This window comes from Nocardioides sp. dk884 (assembly GCF_009557055.1).
Lineage (GTDB): Bacteria > Actinomycetota > Actinomycetes > Propionibacteriales > Nocardioidaceae > Nocardioides.
In genome coordinates this window covers 488,931-505,757 of sequence record NZ_CP045649.1, presented here as the reverse complement: position 1 = coordinate 505,757, position 16,827 = coordinate 488,931, and the positions used below count along the sequence as shown (strand labels likewise).

Here is a 16,827-nt window from a genome sequence, read left to right as displayed (position 1 = left end):
CGCGTTCCCACCACAGGCCCCGTCGGCATCCGCTGAGAGCGAACACGGGCGGAGCTGCTGTCGGGAGAGTGCGGGCGGCGCAGGCGCGGGGATCCGGTGGAGCGTCCCGGACGGACGGCCCCGAGACACGGGGGCCCGTCACCCGTGAGGGCGACGGGCCGGGCCGTGGCTCGGGTCTGCTCCGGTGGCCCGTCCCGTGGAGATCAGCGGGAGCGGGACGGGCGCCAGGGGTCAGTGCGCGGCGTTGTACGCCTCGCGCACGTCGGCGGAGACGCGGCCACGGTCGGGCACGTCGTAGCCGTTCTCGCGCGCCCACTCGCGGACCTCGCGGGCGCTGGGGCCGGAGGTGTTGTTGGCGCCGCTGGCGCGACGACCGGTGCGACGGCCGGCGCCGCTCACCTTGCGGCCGTGGCCGACGTACGGCGCGAGCGCGTCGCGCAGGCCCTGGGCGTTCGCGTCGTTGAGGTCGATCTCGTAGCTGGTGCCGTCGAGGGCGAAGGACACGGTCTCCGTGGCCTCGCTGCCGTCGAGATCGTCCTCGAGCACCACATGGATCTTCTGCGCCATCGTGATTTCCTGACCTTTCAGGAGAAGAAAAACGAACGGTCCCCGTATTCAAATGCATCATAACCACGCGTCAGGGGGCCGCGGCAATTAAAGACTTCTCTGCGCCCAGGCTTCACCAATGTGGCGGAGGCGCGAGCCACCTGCACCGCCGAGTGCGCGGCTTTGCTCAGCGATTGCGCTCGAAGACCAATTCCAGGCCGCGCAGTGTCAACCACGGCGAATGAGCCGTGAAGCAGCGGCAAACGTCAAGCACCAGCGGCGCGAGATACCCGGTCGCGATGACGCTGACCTCGCCGGCCGGCGCGTCGAGCTCCTCGAGCATCCGGGCCACGATGCCGTCCACCTGGCTGGCCACGCCGAACACCAGCCCCGACTGCAGCGCCTCGACGGTGTTCTTGGCGATGACCGAGCGGGGACGGGCGATCTCCACGTGGCGCAGCTGCGCGCCGCGCCGTCCCAGCGCCTCCAGGGAGATCTCGATGCCCGGCGCGATCGCGCCCCCGACGTACTGACCGGCGGCGCTGACCACGTCGAACGTCGTCGCGGTTCCCCCGAAATCGACGACAATCGCAGGCCCACCGAATTCGGTCACGGCCGCGAGCGCATTGATGATGCGGTCCGAGCCCACCTCGCGGGGGTTGTCCGTCACGACCGGCACCCCGGTGCGCACGCCCGGCTCGACGACGACGTGGGGGCAGCCCGGGAAATGCCGCGCGATCATGTCGCGCCATTCGTGCAGGACCGCGGGAACGGTGGAGCACACCGCGATCTTGTCGACCTCGCCGTGGCGCTCGCCCAGCAGCCCGCGCAGCAGCACCGCCCATTCATCGGCCGTACGCCGCGCCTCGGTGCCGACCCGCCAGTCCGCGACCACCTCGCCGCCGGGCCCGCCGTCGGGCATGTCGGCGAGCAGCCCCAGGACGGTGTGGCTGTTGCCGATGTCGGCGGCGAGGAGCATCAGTCCTCCCGCAGGTCCAGGCCCAGGTCGAAGACCCGCACCGAGTGGGTGAGCGCCCCGACGGAGATGAAGTCCACGCCGGTGCTCGCCACCTCGCGGGCCCGCTCCACTGTCAGTCCGCCGGAGGCCTCGAGCACGGCGCGCCCGGCGGTGATCCGCACCGCCTCGGCCATCATCTCGGTCGGCATGTTGTCGAGCAGGATCTCCTCGCAGCCGACCTCGAGCAGCTCGCGCAGCTCCTCCAGGGTGCCGACCTCGACCTCGACGCGGAGCCCCGGGTGGGCGGCGCGGACCGCCTCCAGCGCCGGCACCACCCCGCCGGCGGCGACCACGTGGTTGTCCTTGACCATCGCGCGGTCCGACAGGCTGAGCCGGTGGTTGACCCCGCCGCCGCAGCGCACGGCGTACTTCTGCAGCGCCCGGTAGGTGGGCAGGGTCTTGCGGGTGTCCAGCACCTGCGCGCCGGTGCCGGCGATGGCGTCGACCCAGGCGGCCGTCGCGGTGGCGACGCCGGAGAGGTGGCTGGCGTAGTTGAGCGCGGTGCGCTCGGCGGTGAGCAGGCCGCGGACCGGCCCTGCGACTCGCATGACCACGTCGCCGGGCGCGACCCGGGTGCCGTCGGGGACCCGGTCGGCGATGACCACGTCATCGCCGAGCACGAGGTGGAAGACGAGCGCCGCGACGCCCAGACCGGCGACCACGCCCGACTCACGGGCCGCGAAGTCGGCGACGCCGCGCGCGTCGGCCGGGATCGTCGCCTCGGAGGTCACGTCGCCCCCGGGCAGGTCCTCAGCCAGTGCCAGCAGGACCTGCTGGTGCAGCGCGTGCGGGTCCAGGCCGGCGTCGGCCAGCTCGGCGAGCAGGTCGGCGGGCAGCGCGTCGTACGCCGTGGTGGGAAAGGTCGTCGTGGGGTGGAGCGTGGTCATCGTGCGCCGCCTGCGGGTTCGGTGGGAAGGTCGGTGGGGGTGCTCGGGACGAAGGCCACGGCCACGTCGCCCTCGCCACCGCCCAGCGTGACGTCGACGTGTCCCGCCCAGCGCAGGTCGTCGCGCTCGGGGTGGTCCTCGCGCCAGTGCGAGCCGCGGGTCTCCTCACGGGCCCGGGCCGCGGCGACGAGCGCGGCGCTGACGGTCAGCAGGTTGGTGGTCTCCCAGGCGTCCTGGGCGACCACGCCGTCCTCGCCCGCAGCCAGCCGTCGCAGTGCGGCGTCGGCCTCGGCGAGCCCCGCGGCGCTGCGCAGCACCCCGGCGCGGGCGGTCATCGTCTCCTGCAGCTCGACGCGGGCCCGGCCAGACACCAGGCCGACGTCGCGCGGGTCCGGCGCCGGCGCGGCCCAGGGGCGCAGCTCGCCGGGCAGCACGGTCGCGATCCGCCGGGAGAAGACCAGCCCTTCGAGCAGCGAGTTGGAGGCCAGCCGGTTGGCGCCGTGCACGCCGGAGCAGGCGACCTCGCCGGTGGCATAGAGGCCGGGGACGTCGCAGCGGCCCCACAGGTCGGTGCGGACGCCACCGGAGGCGTAGTGGCAGGCCGGGGCCACCGGGATCAGGTCGTGCACCGGGTCGACGCCGTGGGAGCGGGTGGTGGCCAGGATCGTGGGGAAGCGCTGCTCCCAGAACTCCGCACCCAGGTGGCGTGCGTCCAGCCACACGTGCGGGCGACCGGTCTCGTGCATGCGCCGCGTGATCGCCTTGGCGACCACGTCGCGCGGCGCGAGGTCGCCGAGGTCGTGGACGCCCGCCATGATCCGGCGCCCGCCGCCCTCCGGCGGGCCGTCGACCAGGAACGCGCCCTCGCCGCGGACCGCCTCGGAGATCAGCGGCTGCTGGCCCACCGAGTCGGGGCCGAGGTACATCACGGTGGGGTGGAACTGGACGAACTCCAGGTCGCGCAGCGTCGCGCCGGCGCGCAGCGCCAGCGCCAGGCCGTCACCGGTGGACACGGCCGGGTTGGTGGTCTGGGAGAACACCTGCCCGAGGCCGCCGCTGGCCAGCACCACCGCGCGGCAGTGCACGGCGCCGACGCCGTCGCGCTGGCCCTCCCCCATCACGTGCAGGGTCACCCCGGCCACGCCGCCGTCGGCGGCGAGCAGCAGGTCGACGGCGAGGGCGTGCTCGATCACCTCGATCTCCGGCGCGCGCTGCACGGCCGCGATCAGCGCCCGCTGGATCTCCGCACCGGTGGCGTCGCCGCCGGCGTGCGCGATCCGGTCCCGGTGGTGCCCGCCCTCGCGGGTCAGCGAGAGCTCACCGTTCAGGCCGAGGTCGAAGCGCGCCCCGAGCGCGATCAGCTCGTGCACCGCCTCGGGCCCCTCGGTCACCAGCACGCGTACGGCGTCGAGGTCGCAGGCGCCCGCGCCTGCCACCAGCGTGTCCAGCTCGTGCTCGGCCGGGGTGTCCCCCGGACCGAGCGCGGCGGCGATCCCGCCCTGGGCCCACTGCGTGGAGCCCGCGGCGAGCTGGTCCTTGGTGACCACCAGGACCTTGTCGACCTGCTCGCGCAGGCGCAGCGCCGCCGTCAGCCCGGCGATGCCGGAGCCGATGACGACGACGTCCGCGCGGGTCGTCCAGCCCGGGGCCGGCGCGGTCAGCCGGCGCGGCACGCGGCGTACCGCGGTGGTGGCCATCGGCGCAGGCTACCGACCTGCGACGGTGTCGCCCCGGACCAGGCCGCTGCCCGCCAGCGCCTCCGCCGGGTCGAAGCCGGTCGCCATGATCTTGTTGTCGGCGTCGACGAAGACGACCCGGGGCTGGTACTCCTTGGCCTCCGCGGTCTCCATCTGCCCGTAGGCGATCAGGATGACCAGGTCACCGGGCTGCACCAGGCGGGCCGCAGCACCGTTGATGCCGATGATCCCCGACCCACGCTCGCCGGCGATCGTGTAGGTCTCCAGACGGGCGCCGTTGGTGATGTCGACGATGTGCACGAGCTCGCCGGGCAGCAGGTCTGCCGCGTCGAGCAGGTCCTCATCGACCGTCACGGAGCCGACGTAGTGGAGATCCGCCTGCGTCACGGTGGCGCGGTGGATCTTGCTCTTCATCATGGTGCGCAGCATCAGCTGCCTCCCTGCGTGGTGTGCGTGGTGTTCTGCGTGCCCGCCACGGACGTGGTCGAGCCGGGTTCCGCCCCCAGGATCAGAGGCAGGTTGTCGATGAGCCGGGTGGCGCCGACCCGCGCGGCGACGAGGATGCGGGCCTCGGTGCCGGGGGGTACGTCGTCGGGCAGCTCCTCGAGCTCAGGGGTGGTGAGGACGAGGTAGTCGAGCGCGACCTCCTTGGCGTGGCGCAGCTCGGCGCGGGCCTCGTCGAGCGCCACCGCGGGGCCGTACCTCGCGTTCTCCTCGGCGGCGCGCAGCGCGCGGCTGAGCCACAGCGCCTCGACCCGCTCGCCCTCGGAGAGGTAGCGGTTGCGACTGGACAGCGCCAGGCCGTCGGGCTCGCGGACGGTCTCGGCGCCGACGACGTCGACGCCGAGGCACAGGTCGGCCACCATCCGGCGGATCAGCACCAGCTGCTGGTAGTCCTTCTGCCCGAAGACCGCGACGTCGGGGCGGACCAGGCCGAAGAGCTTGGCCACCACCGTGAGCACGCCCCGGTAGTGCCCGGGACGGGTGCGGCCCTCGAGGACGCCGGCCAGCGGGCCCGGGTCCAGCGTGACCTGCGGGTCGCCGCCGGGGTAGACCTCCTCGACGCTCGGGGCGAAGACCACGTCGGCGCCCTCGCGGGCGCAGACCTCGAGGTCCTCGGGCAGCGTGCGGGGGTAGCGGTCGAGGTCCTCGCCCTCCCCGAACTGCAGCGGGTTGACGAAGATCGACACGACCACGGGGCCCTCGCCCACGCGCTCGCGGGCGGTGCGGACCAGGCTGGCGTGGCCCTCGTGCAGGGCGCCCATCGTGGGCACCAGGCCCACGGGGCGGCCGGCGGCGCGGGCCTCGGCGAGCAGGGCGGCGAGCTCCTCGCGGGTGGAGGCGAGGACGGGACGGGCACTCACGACAGCCCGGCCCCCGTCCCGGTGGCAGGAAGCTGGACCGGCGTCGCCGCGTCGAGGGCCTCGCGGATGCGCGCGGCGCGGATCGGGAGCAGCCGCCCGTCGGTGACCGCCCGCGCCAGCGTGGCCCGGGCCAGGGCGAGGTAGGAGCCCAGCGTCTGCGGGGCGTTGGCGACCAGGTCGGCCAGGTGCGCCTCGACGGTGCCGACGTCGCCGCGCACGATCGGACCGGTCAGGGCGGCGTCGCCCTGGGCCAGGGCGTTGTCGAGCGCCGCGGACAGCAGCGGGCGCAGGGTGCCCGCCGGGTCGTCCGCGCCGGCGGCGGAGAGCATCTCCATCGCCTCGCTCACCAGGGTGACCAGGTGGTTGGCCCCGTGCGCGAGCCCGGCGTGGTAGAGCGTGCGCATCTGCTCGGGCACCCACATCGGGCGCCCGCCGAGGTCGGCCACGAGCGCCTCGGCCAGCGACCGCTCGCGCGGGTCGGCGGTCAGCCCGAACACGCAGCCGGAGAGCCGCTCGAGGTCGACCTCGGTGCCGGTGAAGGTCATCGCCGGGTGCATCGCGACCACCCGCGCGCCCACCGCCACGGCGGGCGCGAGGACGTCGAGGCCGTGGCGGCCCGAGGTGTGCACGACGTACTGGCCCTCGCGCAGCGCGCCGCTGGCGGCCAGCACGGACACGACGTTGGGCAGGCTGTCGTCGGGGACGGTGAGCAGCAGCAGGTCGCAGTCGCGGGCGACAGCACTCGGCTTCGCGACGGGGGTGCCAGGGAGCAGGGCGGTGATCCGGCCTCGGGAGGCGTCGGACTCGCCGGCGGCGGCCACGATCTCGTGGCCCGCGCCGCGGAGGGCTGCGGCGAGGACGGCGCCGACGCGGCCTGCGCCGACGACACCGACCCGGAGGGACTGCGTCATGGGTTTTCGAACCTTACGTTTCAGTCCCTCCGCCACCTCCACGCTGCGGAGGCCGGGACGGGTACCGGACGATGCTCGGACTGTGCTGTGCGGTTGTTCGGGGTGGTGCTGGTGGTGCTGGGTGCCGCTGCTGGATCGTCGGCTGCCCAGGTGAGTGGCGTTGAGTCCCCGTGACGGGTGACCCTCGCCGTACCTGAAGCATGCCTGGCACTACGTCATAGACCCAGGCACCCTGGAATCTACGCCCGTGTTTCCCGCGTGTGAACGGCACTGACCATGACCTGGGACACACGGTCTCCGCGCACCCTCCGACCGGACCTCAACAAGGTCCGGTCGGAGGCACAGCGAAGTGGCTCAGGCCGGCGAGAGCCCGCGACGTGCGCGGAACCGCTCGGCGCTCGCGCGCCAGCGCTCGCCCTCCGGGACCGGGATGTCCAGCCACGGCTTGCCGGAGCCGACGTAGTGGACGATGCCGCCCTCGCCGACCCGGTCGTAGGTCGGCCAGGTGTTCCACCGCTCGGGCAGCGCGGCACGGTTCGCGCCGGCGTAGGCGTTGAAGACGTCCTGGTCGTTGAGGCCGTAGGCGGTCGCCATCGGGATGAACTCGTGGCTGAAGCGGTCCGCGCGCAGGCGGGCCAGGTCGAGGACGAGCACGCCGGCGTTGAAGGTGCGGGCGCCGTAGGCGTGCCGCGCCGCCATCGCCCGCCGCAGGTCCGAGGCGGCCTGGGCGGACAGGTCGTTGCCCGCGTTGCGCCAGTGCAGCGCCTGGGTCACGAAGCTGGACCGGGCGGCGAGCGGGTGCCCGTCCAGCTCGGTGCGGGCGAGCTCGCAGACGTCACCCTGCACGACCGTGTCGCCGTCGACGTAGGTCACCCGGTCGAGGTGGTCGAGCAGCTCGGGCAGCAGCAGCCGGTCCATGGTGGCCACGGTGATGTGCTTGATCATCCGCGAGACCTCGCCGTAGTCGATGTCGTCGCACGGCAGGAACGTCATCGCCACGTCCGGGAAGGACTCGGCGAGCCACTCCTCGTAGGCGGGGCTGACCTCGCGGGTGGTGATCCACAGCCGCAGCGGGCCCGAGGCGTTCTCGACGAGGGTGGACAGCGCGACCGGCACGATGTCGCGGAAGTTGGCGTCGGTGCTCATCGCGATGTCGGTGACCTCGCCCTCGACGACCCCCTCGTGGGGGCCGAGGCGGCGGGCGCGGGCGCGCACGGCGGCGACCGCGGCCTCGACGTCGAAGTCCTGCAGCGGCGTGGCCAGCGGCGCGGCCAGGCGCTCGCGGGCCTCGGCGACCAGCGGCGCGGTCACCTCGCGCCAGTGGGCGCGGATGGTCTCCTCGGACTCACCGGCGAGCACCAGCTCCCAGGCACCGGCGAGCAGCGCACGGATGCTCTCGCGCATCCCGAGCAGCTCGGGGCTGTCGGGACGCATGCCGAGCAGGCCGTCGTAGCGCACGTCGCCGGTCTTCGGCGGCAGCAGCCGGGTCGGCACGCCGAGCGAGGAGGCCGGCAGGTAGCAGTGCAGACGGCTGGTGACCAGCCGCCGGAAGCGCTGCTGGTAGTCCTCGAGCAGGCCGATGGCGGCGCGCACCCCGTCGACCAGGCCGATCATGCGGTACTCCGGGCCGTCGTGGCGCACGATCTCGACGGACTCGACGGACTCCGCGACCTTGCGGGCCTGGCGCGGGCGCAGGTCCACGGCGCCGACGATGCGGTTGCCGTCACCCGGGACGCGGTCGGGGAACACCGCGTCGCTGGTGGTGGTCAGGCAGCCGGTGAAGAACGCCTCGACGCCGGCCGAGAGCAGCAGGTCGACGGTCGTCCAGTCGCGGCAGCCGATCGGGCCGTTGGCGCGCAGGTAGTCGAGGGTCTCCTCGTCGAGCAGGCCCAGGTCGTTGATGTGGAAGGAGACGAAGATCGGCTTGACGTGCGGGTGGTACGGCATGCCGTAGCGCACCTGGAACGACGGGTGCATGTGCCAGCCGAAGACCACTGTCCAGGTGTCCGGCGGCAGCTGGTCGCCGACGCTGAAGTCGCGGTTGACCTCGACGAGGCGGACCTCGACGTCACCGCCGGGCAGCTGCAGCTCGGGGCGCACCCGGCCCTGCACCTCGGTGGCGAGCTCGCCCAGGCCGCCGGGGCCGGTGAACCGGGTGCCGCGGAAGCGGGCCAGGTTGCCGAGCAGGGCGAGGGTCTGCACGTAGTCGCCGACGTTGCGCGAGGCCCGCTCGACGTCGGGCTGGTCATAGCTGATCAGGCCGACCGAGATGGTGCCGGCCGGCAGCTCCTCGGCGGGTGCGGGCTCGGTCCAGCGGCGCAGGTTGTCGAGGGCCTGCACGGCGCGCTCGGAGAGCTCGGCGGCGCGGGTGCGGGCGGCCGCGGCGACCCGGGCCGCCTCCTCGGTGCGCCCCAGCACGACCAGGCGACCGGCCACCTCGACCCACACGTGGGCGTCCTGGGCGGGGTCGGCCACGGCGAGAGCCGCGATCGCGGCGGCGCGGTCGTCACCCTCGGCGGTGCGCAGCGACATCGCCGCGGTCATCGCCTCCACCGGTGCGAGCGTGGCCAGCACCGTGTCGTCGACCTCGGCGAACCGCTCCCAGGCGACGTCGGCGCGCTCCATCGCCGTCAGCAGGACGACGCCCTCGCTGACCGTGAGGGCCGTCTCGCCCTCGGGGTGGTGTCGCAGGCTCAGCGCGAGAGCCCGCGCCTCGTTGACCAGCCCGCGCTCGCACATCGCGCGCACGGCCACGACCTGCGCCTTCGGCAGCGGGTCGCCGGCGAGCAGTCGCTCGGTGAGCACGGCGAAGCCGAGCGCGCGCCGGGTGGCACCCGCCATCTCGTCGAGGACCTCGGGGTCGAAACGCACCTCGTCGGCGGAGCGCGGCAGCGCGTCGCGGCCGAGGAGGTGGCGTCCGAGGGCCCAGTAGGTGCGCACGAACGGGTAGCCGGCGCTGCCGGGGACCACCACGTCGGCGCCGGCCTCGGTGGCCGCCGGGTCCGCCTGGACGCCCTGGTCGTCGGCGGCGCCGTCGCTCAGGGCCCGGCGCCGCGCCGTGGAGGCGGAGGCGACGGTGCGCGCACGGAGGGACCGAGCCGTGCGAGCGGCGCGACGTACGACGTCACGAGACTCCGGCAGGGACGGGAGCGGGGACATGTGACCTCTTCGATGAGACTGCAAACGACCGACCATGGACGGTATCGCGCAAGGGGCGTCATCTCCGCGCCCACCGGTAGGTTGCGGGACGTGAGATTGCTCCGCCGCCGTCCGAGGAACCCTGTTGTCAGCCTGGTCGTTCCGGCCTATGACGTGGCCGACTTCCTGCCCGCCTGTCTCGACAGCATCCTCGCCCAGACCTTCGAGGACCTCGAGGTGGTGGTCGTCGACGACGGCTCGCCGGACGCCTCCGGCGACATCGCCGAGGCGTACGCCGCGCGCGACCCGCGGGTGCGGGTGCTGCACATCGCCAACCGCGGCCTGGGCGGTGCACGCAACGAGGGCATGCGCCACGTGCGCGGGGAGCTGCTCGGGTTCGCCGACTCCGACGACCTGCTCCCCCCGGACGCGGTCGCGCACCTGGTGGAGGCCCAGCGCACGGACGGTGCCGACTTCGTCGTCGGCGGCGTCGAGCGTCTCCAGGGCGACGGGGACGGCGCCGAGCTGGTGGGGCTGCCCTGGATGCGCCGGCTGCACCGCGAGCGACGCACCGTCGCGATCGAGGAGCACCCGGAGATCCTGGGCGACGTGTTCGCGTGGAACAAGCTGTTCCACCGCGACTTCGTCGCCGACGGCGCGCTGCACTGGCCCGAGCGGCTGCGCTATGAGGACCAGCCCGCCACCACGCAGGCCTACCTGCGCGCGCGCCGGTTCACGGTGATCCCCGAGGTGGTCTACCACTGGCGGGTGCGCGAGGACGGCAGCTCGATCACCCAGCAGCGCGCCACGCTGGCGGACCTGCGGGACCGCTGGCGCACCAAGCAGATGAGCCTCGACGCGGTGCAGGCCCACGGGTCGGCGAAGGTCACCCGGATCTTCCGCAACCGGGTGCTGCCGGGCGACATGGCCCGCTACTTCACCGAGATCCCCGGCTGCGAGGAGGAGTGGTGGCACGAGCTGCGCGACGGGGTGGCGCACTTCTGGGACGCCGAGTGGCCGATCACCGACACCCGGATGGCCCCGGTCTTCCGGCTGGTCGGATGGCTGGTCACCCAGGACCGGCGCGAGGACGCCGCTGCGGTGGTGACCTACGCCCGCGAGCTGGGCCGCCCGCTGGACCGGGTCCAGGAGGCCGACCACGTGCGCATCGACGTACCGGTGCTGGACCTCGCCGGGGTGGATCCCGCGGCTCTGCGCCTGCACCCCGAGGAGAGCTGAGCCGCCGCGCCGCGGGAGCCGACCCTGGTCAGGAGACCAGGCCCTGCTCCTGCAGCCACTCCTCGGCCACGTCGTCGGCCTGCTCGCGCTCGACGGTGACGCGGGCGATGAGCTCGCCGAGGGTCTCGTTGTCGAGCGCGGCCATCAGCTCGCCGAGGCGATCCTCGACGTCCGGGTGCTCCTCCAGGAAGGACCGGCTGAGGAGCGGGACGAGGTTCTGCGCCGGCTGGATGGACAGGTCGTCCTCGAGCAGCACCAGGCCCTGGTCGTCGAGGGTGCCGTCGAGGGTGCCGGTCTGGCCGAGGTCGGCCTCGCCGTCGAGCACCGCCTTGAAGGTCTGCGGGGAGGCGAAGCCCAGCGGCAGCACCTCGGTCACGTCGATGCCGTAGGTGTCGACCAGCCCGGCCTCGCAGTCGGGACGGCCCGGGCAGTCCTCGGCCGCGGCCAGCACCACCGAGCGGCCCTCGAGGTCGGAGAGCGCGGTGACGCCCTCGCTGTCGGCGAACTCCTGGGTGACGAAGTAGGCGTTCTGCGAGGTGGCCGGGGACGGCTCGAGCAGCACCAGGCCGGCGTCGTCGAGCAGCGGGGTGGCCGCCTCGATCGTCTCGGTGGTGTCGCTGGTCGTGATCGGCTTCGCCTCGGCGCCGTTGACGGTGGTGTTCATGAAGTCGGCGATGCCCCCGACGTACTCGGGGGCGACGTCGACCTGGTCGGGCATCTGGTTGACGTAGATGTCGCGGCGCCCGACCTCCTTGACGGTGACGTCGTAGCCCGCGTCGTCAAGGACCTGCTCGTACATCGCGGCGACCAGGACGGCCTCGTCGAAGTTCTGGGTGCCGATCGTGACCTCCCCGCCCGCCTGGGGCGAGCCGGAGGTCGACGGCTCGTCGTCCTCGGCGAGGTCGTCACCGGCGCAGCCGGCGGAGAGGGTGAGGGCGCCGGCGGCAGCGAGGGAGAGGAGGGAGCGGCGTACGTGCATGGGTCCACCTTCGTGCGGTCAGCGACCGGGCTCCCCGGCCGGGGCCTCCACCCTAGGCGCGGGCGCCGACGCTGTGCGCCGCCTCGCCGCGCGCGGGTGCGGCGTCGCGAGGCGCTGCCCGAGCGCCGAGAGCAGCTCCAGGACGAGGGCGACGACCGCGACCACCACCGCCCCGGCGATGCCCTTGCCGTAGTCGTTGGCGGCGAACCCGTCGGTGATCACCCGACCCAGCCCGGGTCCGGCGACCAGTGCGGCGATCGTGGCGGTCGCCCAGACCTGCACCAGCGCGAGGCGTAGCCCGGAGAGCACCAGCGGCAGTGCCAGCGGCAGCTCGGCGCGGGTGAAGAGCTGCCAGCCGGTCATCCCCATGCCGCGGGCCGCCTCGACGACGTCTCCGGGCACTTCGCGGACCGCGACGTAGGCGTTGGTGATGATCGGGGGGAGCGCGAAGAGGGTCAGCGCGATCAGCGTCGCCAACCCGGCGCGGCCGTAGGGGCCCAGGGACGCGGTGCCCGGCCAGTCCGCGGTCACCAGCATCGCCAGGAGGGCGAACGTCGGGACCGCGCGCCCGATGTTGGACACGTTGACGGCAAGGAAGCCGCCCCGGCCGAGATGGCCGAGGGCGAGCGCGACCGGCAGCCCGATCAGCGCCGCGAGCACCAGCGCGGTCACGCTGAGCAGCAGTTGCTCGACCAGGAGCGCCAGCATCCCCCCGCCGCCGGTCCAGTTGGCGGGGTCGCTGAGGTAGGCCCAGGTGTCGGCGAGGATCCTCACGGGCGCGCCCCCCGGGTCCACGGCGTCAGCACCCGCTGGGCCCCGACGATCAGCGCGTCGAGGAGCAGCGCGAGCAGCACGCACAGCACCGAGGCGGTCAGCAGCTCCGCGCGGAAGTCACGCGCCACCCCGTGCGCGATCAGGTTGCCGAGCCCGCCGTAGGACACCAGGGTGCCGACGGTCGTCAGGGCCACCGTCGAGACCGCGGCGACCCGCAGCCCGGCCATCAGCACGGGCAGCGCCAGCGGCAGCTCCACCCCGAGCAGCAGCCGGGTCGGCCCGTGGCCCAGCCCGCGCGCCGCCTCGCGCACGTCCTCGGGCACCGCACGCAGCCCGTCCAGCACCGCCCGGACCAGGACGGTGAGCGCGTAGAGCGCGAGACCGAGGATGACCGTCGCCGCCGACAGGCCGGTGAACGGCAGGAAGAGCGGGAACAGCGCGAGCGAGGGGATCGTGTAGATCCCCGCGCTGAGGCCCAGCACCGCCGACTCCAGGCGCGGGTAGCGGCGCGCGAGAAGTCCCAGCGGAAGCGCCACCGCCACCGCCAGCAGCAGCGCGGCCAGGGTGATGGTGACGTGCTGGGTGGTCGCGTCGAGGAGCTCCTCGCGACGGTCGGTGACGTAGTCCCAGCACAACCAGTCGTTGCGCAGCTGGCTGTAGCAGGCGGGGCCGCTGGCCTCCTGCACGGGAGCTCCGAGCGCCAGTAGGGTCACCGCATGGACGCTACCGGCACTCCGGACGCCCCGGCGATGATCCGGCTCAGGGGTGTCGCGAAGACCTACGACGACGGCACCCGGGCGGTGCAGGACCTCGACCTGGAGGTGCGGGCCGGCGAGCTGGCCTGCCTGGTCGGGCCTTCCGGCTGCGGCAAGTCGACCACGCTGAAGATGGTCAACCGACTCATCGAGCCGACCCGCGGCACCATCGAGGTGGACGGGCGCGACGTCACCCACGCCGACCCGGTCGAGCTGCGTCGCAGCATCGGCTACGTCATCCAGCAGGTCGGGCTGTTCCCGCACCGCACCGTCGAGGCCAACGTGATGACGGTGCCGCGGTTGCTCGGTCGGGGTGGTCGGGGTGGTCGGGGCGGTCTGGGTGGTCCGGGTGGTCGGGGCGCTCGGGGTGGTCGCCGCCGCGACCGCGAGCGCGCCCGTGAGCTGCTGGAGCTGGTCGGCCTGGACCCCGTGGCGCACGGCGGGCGCTACCCCCACCAGCTCTCCGGCGGTCAGCGCCAGCGGGTGGGCGTGGCGCGCGCGCTCGCCGCCGACCCGCCGGTGCTGCTGATGGACGAGCCGTTCGGCGCCGTCGACCCGGTGGTGCGCCTGCGGCTGCAGGATGAGTTCCTGCGCCTGCAGCGCGACCTGGGCAAGACGGTGCTCCTGGTCACCCACGACATCGACGAGGCGGTGCGCCTCGGCGACCGGGTCGCGGTCTTCGCCGCGGGTGGCCGGCTCGCGCAGTACGCCTCCCCCGCCGACCTCCTCGCCCGGCCCGCGGACGACTTCGTGGCCGACTTCGTGGGTTCCACGAGCGGGCTGCGCCGCCTCCGCGTGACCACCGTCGACCCCGCGTTGCTCGACCCGCTCGACGGCGTACGCGCCGGTGACCTCGGCGGCGCCGTCGACGTCGGCGCGACCCTCGAGGAGGCGCTCGCCGCCATGCTGCGCGACGACCGGCCGATGGTCGGTGTCCGCGATGGCGTGCGCTTCCTCGGCGTACTCACCCCCGCCGGCGTGCACCGCACGCTGCGCGCCAGCCTGCGGACCGATTGACGCTGCCCGCTGGCGGGTGGGGTCGGGCGGGTGCTCGGACTCGGGCTCGGGCCCGGCTCGGGCCGCGCACACAACCGCGCAATTGCTGGGAAAAGCACCTGGTCCACGCGCGTACCGGTGTCTTTCCCAGCAATTGCGCCGAAAAAGCACCAGCCCCGGGCAAGCCCGGGGCCCGGCGAGGCTCAGTCGGGTACGACGACGTCGCGGTGCCAGGACTCGGTGATGTAGCGGGTCTCCCAGCCCAGCGAGGTGTAGAGCTGCTCGGCGCCGGTGGAGGAGTCGGCGTCGACCTCGAGACCGACCCGGTTGCGGCCGCGGGAGGCGGCGTCGGCGATCACGGTGTTGAGCAGGCCCTTGGCCACGCCGCGACCGCGGGCGGCGGCACGCACGCCGATGTAGGAGACGTAGGAGCCGTCGGGGCCCTCGGTGCTCTCCGAGACGGTACCGATCAGCGCGCCGACCGGCTCGGGGGTCGCGCCGTCGAGCAGCTCGGCCAGCCACCAGTGGTCCCAGCGGTGGCCGGGGTCCTCGCGCAGCCGGTGGATGAACTCGTCGAACGTCTCCTCGCGGGAGTTGAAGTGGTCGAGGAACGCCTCCTCGAGCACGTCGTGGACGGCACGCAGGTCGTCCTCGTCGGGCATCCCGTCGGGCGCCCGGCGTACCAGCCGGAAGCGGACGCCGCGGTCCTCCCACGAGTCGGGGTCCGGCACCGCGGCGGCCTCCTCGGGGCCGACCGGCCGGCTCATCTGCCACCAGGTGCGGACCTTCTCGAAGCCCGCGTCGGCCAGCCACTTGTGCTGGCGCTCGTCGTCGGAGAACGCGCCGGTGTCGATCTGCTGCAGCTCGATGCCTCGGGCGGAGCCGACCGCCTTGGCCTGGCCCACCGCCCACTCGACGAGCACGTCGGAGCAGGCCTGGGCGATCCGCTCGGGCAGGTCGCGCTCGACGATGTGGACGTAGAGCATCCGGCCACCGGCGCGGTCGTGCACGCTGCCCCAGGCCCGGATCTCGCCTCCCTCGTCGCGGACGACGACGTTCTCGCGAGTGCGCAGACCCTGCTCGGAGACCTCGACCAGCACGTCGTCGACGCCGGAGCCGGCCCAGCCACGACCGTGGCTCTCGTGGGCGCGCAGCAGGTGCGTCAGGCGCGCGATGTCGAAGCGGTCTCCAGGGTCAGGGCTCGCGATCTGCCACGCGTCGGGGAGGCTGGGCGCCTGCGCCACGAGCTCGTCGGGATCACTCTCGAACCGGGAGTCCTGGGGAATCACACTGGTCGATTCTGCCCGACCGTCCCAGATGTACACCCGGCGGGACCGTGAAGGACGTCACCGGGCGCGGGAGCCCCGCACACCTCGGACGCCGAGGCGGCACGCCGATCAGGCGCGCTTGCGGACCAGCTCGGCCTCGCGCCAGGCGGCGGTGACGGTCTCGAGCTCGGCGCGCAGGACGATGACCTCCTGCTCGAGCTCGACCATCCGCACGATCGCATCGGCGGCACGCGACTCGGCGTCGTCGAGACGGGCAACGACACGGTCGCGCTCGTGCTCGGCCACGTCGCCGCGGCGGGCCTCGGCGTTCATCTTGCGGGTGACGTCGGCGGCCCGCTTCTGGGTCGCGCCGAGCTCCTCCTGGAGCGCGAAGAGGGTCTCCTCGCGCTCGGTGATCCGGCTCTGCATCTGCTCGACGTACGCCGCGTGCTCGGTCGTGCGCTCCTCGGTGAGGCGACGGTAGGCCTGGGCCTGCTCGGCGCGGTCCCGCGCGGCGTCACGGCGCGACTGGAGCAGCTCGGAGTGGGTGATCTTGGTGGCCGCGGCGCCCAGCAGCACGCCCAGGGGCGCGGCGAGGCAGACCAGCAGCCAGGAGCCGCTCACCACGGCGCCGATGACGGCGAGCGCGGCGATCACGAGGAGGGAGACGGCGACCGTCAGACGGGTGCTGCGCTGACGACGACGGGTCACTCGTGATGCGGGTGCGGAAGCCATGGGGCTCAGGTTAGGCGTCTTCGCCGTCGGAACGGACGCGACACGCACGTTCGAGCAGCAGCCCGCACACGATGATCGCCACACCGGCCAGCGCGGACAGCCCGGACCACAGGATCCGGGCACGCGCGAGGTCGCTGTCGACGCCCAGCCAGCTCACGGCGTACCCGCCGTAGCCGCCGGCCAGCAGCGCGCCGACGTAGGCGCAGGCGCGGGCGAGCGCCAGGCGGTTCAGGGCGCGCCGGGGCTCGAGCCGCTCGCGGCGCACCTGCACGGCGCGCCAGGTGAACCAGGCCGCGAGCCCGAGGATGATCGCCACGACGCCGAACGCCGCGGGCTGCACCCAGGTGACCACCGGCGCGTAGCCGCGCACGGACTCCACGACCGGGTGGAGCAGCCAGCCGCCGATCAGGCCGATGACCGTGCAGGTCGTCAGGACGGCCGGCGAGGCCGGCCGGACCCGTCCCCCGCCCGGAGGCCCCGGAGGGTCCTCGTCGGGCGGGAGCGGCGGCTGGTCACGCAC

General features: G+C 73.7%; 16 protein-coding genes. 2 read left to right on the top strand and 14 right to left on the bottom strand.

Features of this window, described 5'->3' with window-relative positions; all coding sequences use genetic code 11:
* Positions 1-231 precede the first annotated feature (231 nt).
* The 8 genes from GFH29_RS02440 to GFH29_RS02405 all read right to left on the bottom strand — a co-directional run bounded on the left by GFH29_RS02440 (position 232) and on the right by GFH29_RS02405 (position 9,582).
* A complete protein-coding gene (locus GFH29_RS02440; RefSeq protein ID WP_153321888.1) occupies positions 232-567 on the bottom strand; it encodes a histone-like nucleoid-structuring protein Lsr2 in 336 nt (111 codons plus the stop codon).
* Between the two features lie 166 nt (positions 568-733).
* A complete protein-coding gene (locus GFH29_RS02435; RefSeq protein WP_153321887.1) occupies positions 734-1,525 on the bottom strand; it encodes a type III pantothenate kinase in 792 nt (263 codons plus the stop codon).
* Positions 1,525-2,451: a carboxylating nicotinate-nucleotide diphosphorylase gene (nadC, locus tag GFH29_RS02430; RefSeq protein ID WP_153321886.1), complete on the bottom strand. Its 927-nt coding sequence runs from the start codon at positions 2,449-2,451 to the stop codon at positions 1,525-1,527. The genes GFH29_RS02435 and nadC overlap by 1 nt, the downstream gene beginning before the upstream one ends.
* Entirely contained in the window at positions 2,448-4,148 is a 1,701-nt protein-coding gene (locus GFH29_RS02425; RefSeq protein WP_153321885.1) for an L-aspartate oxidase, read from the bottom strand. The genes nadC and GFH29_RS02425 overlap by 4 nt, the downstream gene beginning before the upstream one ends.
* A gap of 9 nt (positions 4,149-4,157) precedes the next feature.
* Positions 4,158-4,577: an aspartate 1-decarboxylase gene (panD, locus tag GFH29_RS02420; protein WP_153321884.1), complete on the bottom strand. Its 420-nt coding sequence runs from the start codon at positions 4,575-4,577 to the stop codon at positions 4,158-4,160.
* Positions 4,577-5,512, bottom strand: a complete 936-nt coding sequence (gene panC, locus GFH29_RS02415; protein ID WP_153321883.1) for a pantoate--beta-alanine ligase — start codon at positions 5,510-5,512, stop codon at positions 4,577-4,579. Before panC ends, panD begins: the two co-directional genes overlap by 1 nt.
* The gene (locus GFH29_RS02410; RefSeq protein WP_153321882.1) at positions 5,509-6,423 is read right to left on the bottom strand and encodes a Rossmann-like and DUF2520 domain-containing protein; all 915 of its coding nucleotides are present in this window, start codon (positions 6,421-6,423) and stop codon (positions 5,509-5,511) included. Before GFH29_RS02410 ends, panC begins: the two co-directional genes overlap by 4 nt.
* A 354-nt stretch (positions 6,424-6,777) precedes the next feature.
* The gene (locus tag GFH29_RS02405; protein ID WP_153321881.1) at positions 6,778-9,582 is read right to left on the bottom strand and encodes a glycosyltransferase; all 2,805 of its coding nucleotides are present in this window, start codon (positions 9,580-9,582) and stop codon (positions 6,778-6,780) included.
* 90 nt (positions 9,583-9,672) lie between these two features.
* Between GFH29_RS02405 and GFH29_RS02400 the strand changes: the two genes are divergently transcribed.
* On the top strand, positions 9,673-10,800 hold the full coding sequence (locus tag GFH29_RS02400) for a glycosyltransferase family 2 protein (protein ID WP_228387719.1): 1,128 nt from the start codon (positions 9,673-9,675) through the stop codon (positions 10,798-10,800).
* Between the two features lie 28 nt (positions 10,801-10,828).
* Here GFH29_RS02400 and GFH29_RS02395 read toward each other — a convergent pair whose 3' ends face one another.
* Genes GFH29_RS02395 through GFH29_RS02385 form a run of 3 tightly spaced genes read right to left on the bottom strand, consistent with a single transcriptional unit; the run spans position 10,829 to position 13,266 of the window.
* Positions 10,829-11,779 (bottom strand): ABC transporter substrate-binding protein, encoded by a 951-nt coding sequence (locus GFH29_RS02395; protein ID WP_153321880.1) that lies wholly within the window; start codon positions 11,777-11,779, stop codon positions 10,829-10,831.
* Positions 11,780-11,797: 18 nt separating this feature from the next.
* Entirely contained in the window at positions 11,798-12,553 is a 756-nt protein-coding gene (locus tag GFH29_RS02390; RefSeq protein ID WP_153321879.1) for an ABC transporter permease, read from the bottom strand.
* Positions 12,550-13,266 (bottom strand): ABC transporter permease, encoded by a 717-nt coding sequence (locus tag GFH29_RS02385; RefSeq protein WP_228387718.1) that lies wholly within the window; start codon positions 13,264-13,266, stop codon positions 12,550-12,552. The genes GFH29_RS02390 and GFH29_RS02385 overlap by 4 nt, the downstream gene beginning before the upstream one ends.
* 3 nt (positions 13,267-13,269) lie before the next feature.
* Between GFH29_RS02385 and GFH29_RS02380 the strand changes: the two genes are divergently transcribed.
* Entirely contained in the window at positions 13,270-14,325 is a 1,056-nt protein-coding gene (locus GFH29_RS02380) for an ABC transporter ATP-binding protein (protein ID WP_228387717.1), read from the top strand.
* 182 nt (positions 14,326-14,507) lie between these two features.
* Here GFH29_RS02380 and GFH29_RS02375 read toward each other — a convergent pair whose 3' ends face one another.
* The 3 genes from GFH29_RS02375 to GFH29_RS02365 form a co-directional block, all read right to left on the bottom strand.
* On the bottom strand, positions 14,508-15,593 hold the full coding sequence (locus tag GFH29_RS02375; protein WP_228387716.1) for a GNAT family N-acetyltransferase: 1,086 nt from the start codon (positions 15,591-15,593) through the stop codon (positions 14,508-14,510).
* A 108-nt stretch (positions 15,594-15,701) separates the two neighbouring features.
* Positions 15,702-16,307, bottom strand: a complete 606-nt coding sequence (locus tag GFH29_RS02370; RefSeq protein ID WP_153321878.1) for a hypothetical protein — start codon at positions 16,305-16,307, stop codon at positions 15,702-15,704.
* A gap of 10 nt (positions 16,308-16,317) precedes the next feature.
* Positions 16,318-16,827, bottom strand: coding sequence for a DUF3180 domain-containing protein (locus GFH29_RS02365; RefSeq protein ID WP_153321877.1), 510 nt, complete (start codon positions 16,825-16,827; stop codon positions 16,318-16,320).

Bases quoted from the DNA above. Each gene is read 5' to 3' on its own strand.
- GFH29_RS02440 (WP_153321888.1), bottom strand. From the start codon at position 567: ATGGCGCAGAAGATCCATGTGGTGCTCGAGGACGATCTCGACGGCAGC.
- GFH29_RS02435 (WP_153321887.1), bottom strand. From the start codon at position 1,525: ATGCTCCTCGCCGCCGACATCGGCAACAGCCACACCGTCCTGGGGCTG.
- nadC (WP_153321886.1), bottom strand. From the start codon at position 2,451: ATGACCACGCTCCACCCCACGACGACCTTTCCCACCACGGCGTACGAC.
- GFH29_RS02425 (WP_153321885.1), bottom strand. From the start codon at position 4,148: ATGGCCACCACCGCGGTACGCCGCGTGCCGCGCCGGCTGACCGCGCCG.
- panD (WP_153321884.1), bottom strand. From the start codon at position 4,577: ATGCTGCGCACCATGATGAAGAGCAAGATCCACCGCGCCACCGTGACG.
- GFH29_RS02410 (WP_153321882.1), bottom strand. From the start codon at position 6,423: ATGACGCAGTCCCTCCGGGTCGGTGTCGTCGGCGCAGGCCGCGTCGGC.
- GFH29_RS02405 (WP_153321881.1), bottom strand. From the start codon at position 9,582: ATGTCCCCGCTCCCGTCCCTGCCGGAGTCTCGTGACGTCGTACGTCGC.
- GFH29_RS02395 (WP_153321880.1), bottom strand. From the start codon at position 11,779: ATGCACGTACGCCGCTCCCTCCTCTCCCTCGCTGCCGCCGGCGCCCTC.
- GFH29_RS02380 (WP_228387717.1), top strand. From the start codon at position 13,270: ATGGACGCTACCGGCACTCCGGACGCCCCGGCGATGATCCGGCTCAGG.
- GFH29_RS02370 (WP_153321878.1), bottom strand. From the start codon at position 16,307: ATGGCTTCCGCACCCGCATCACGAGTGACCCGTCGTCGTCAGCGCAGC.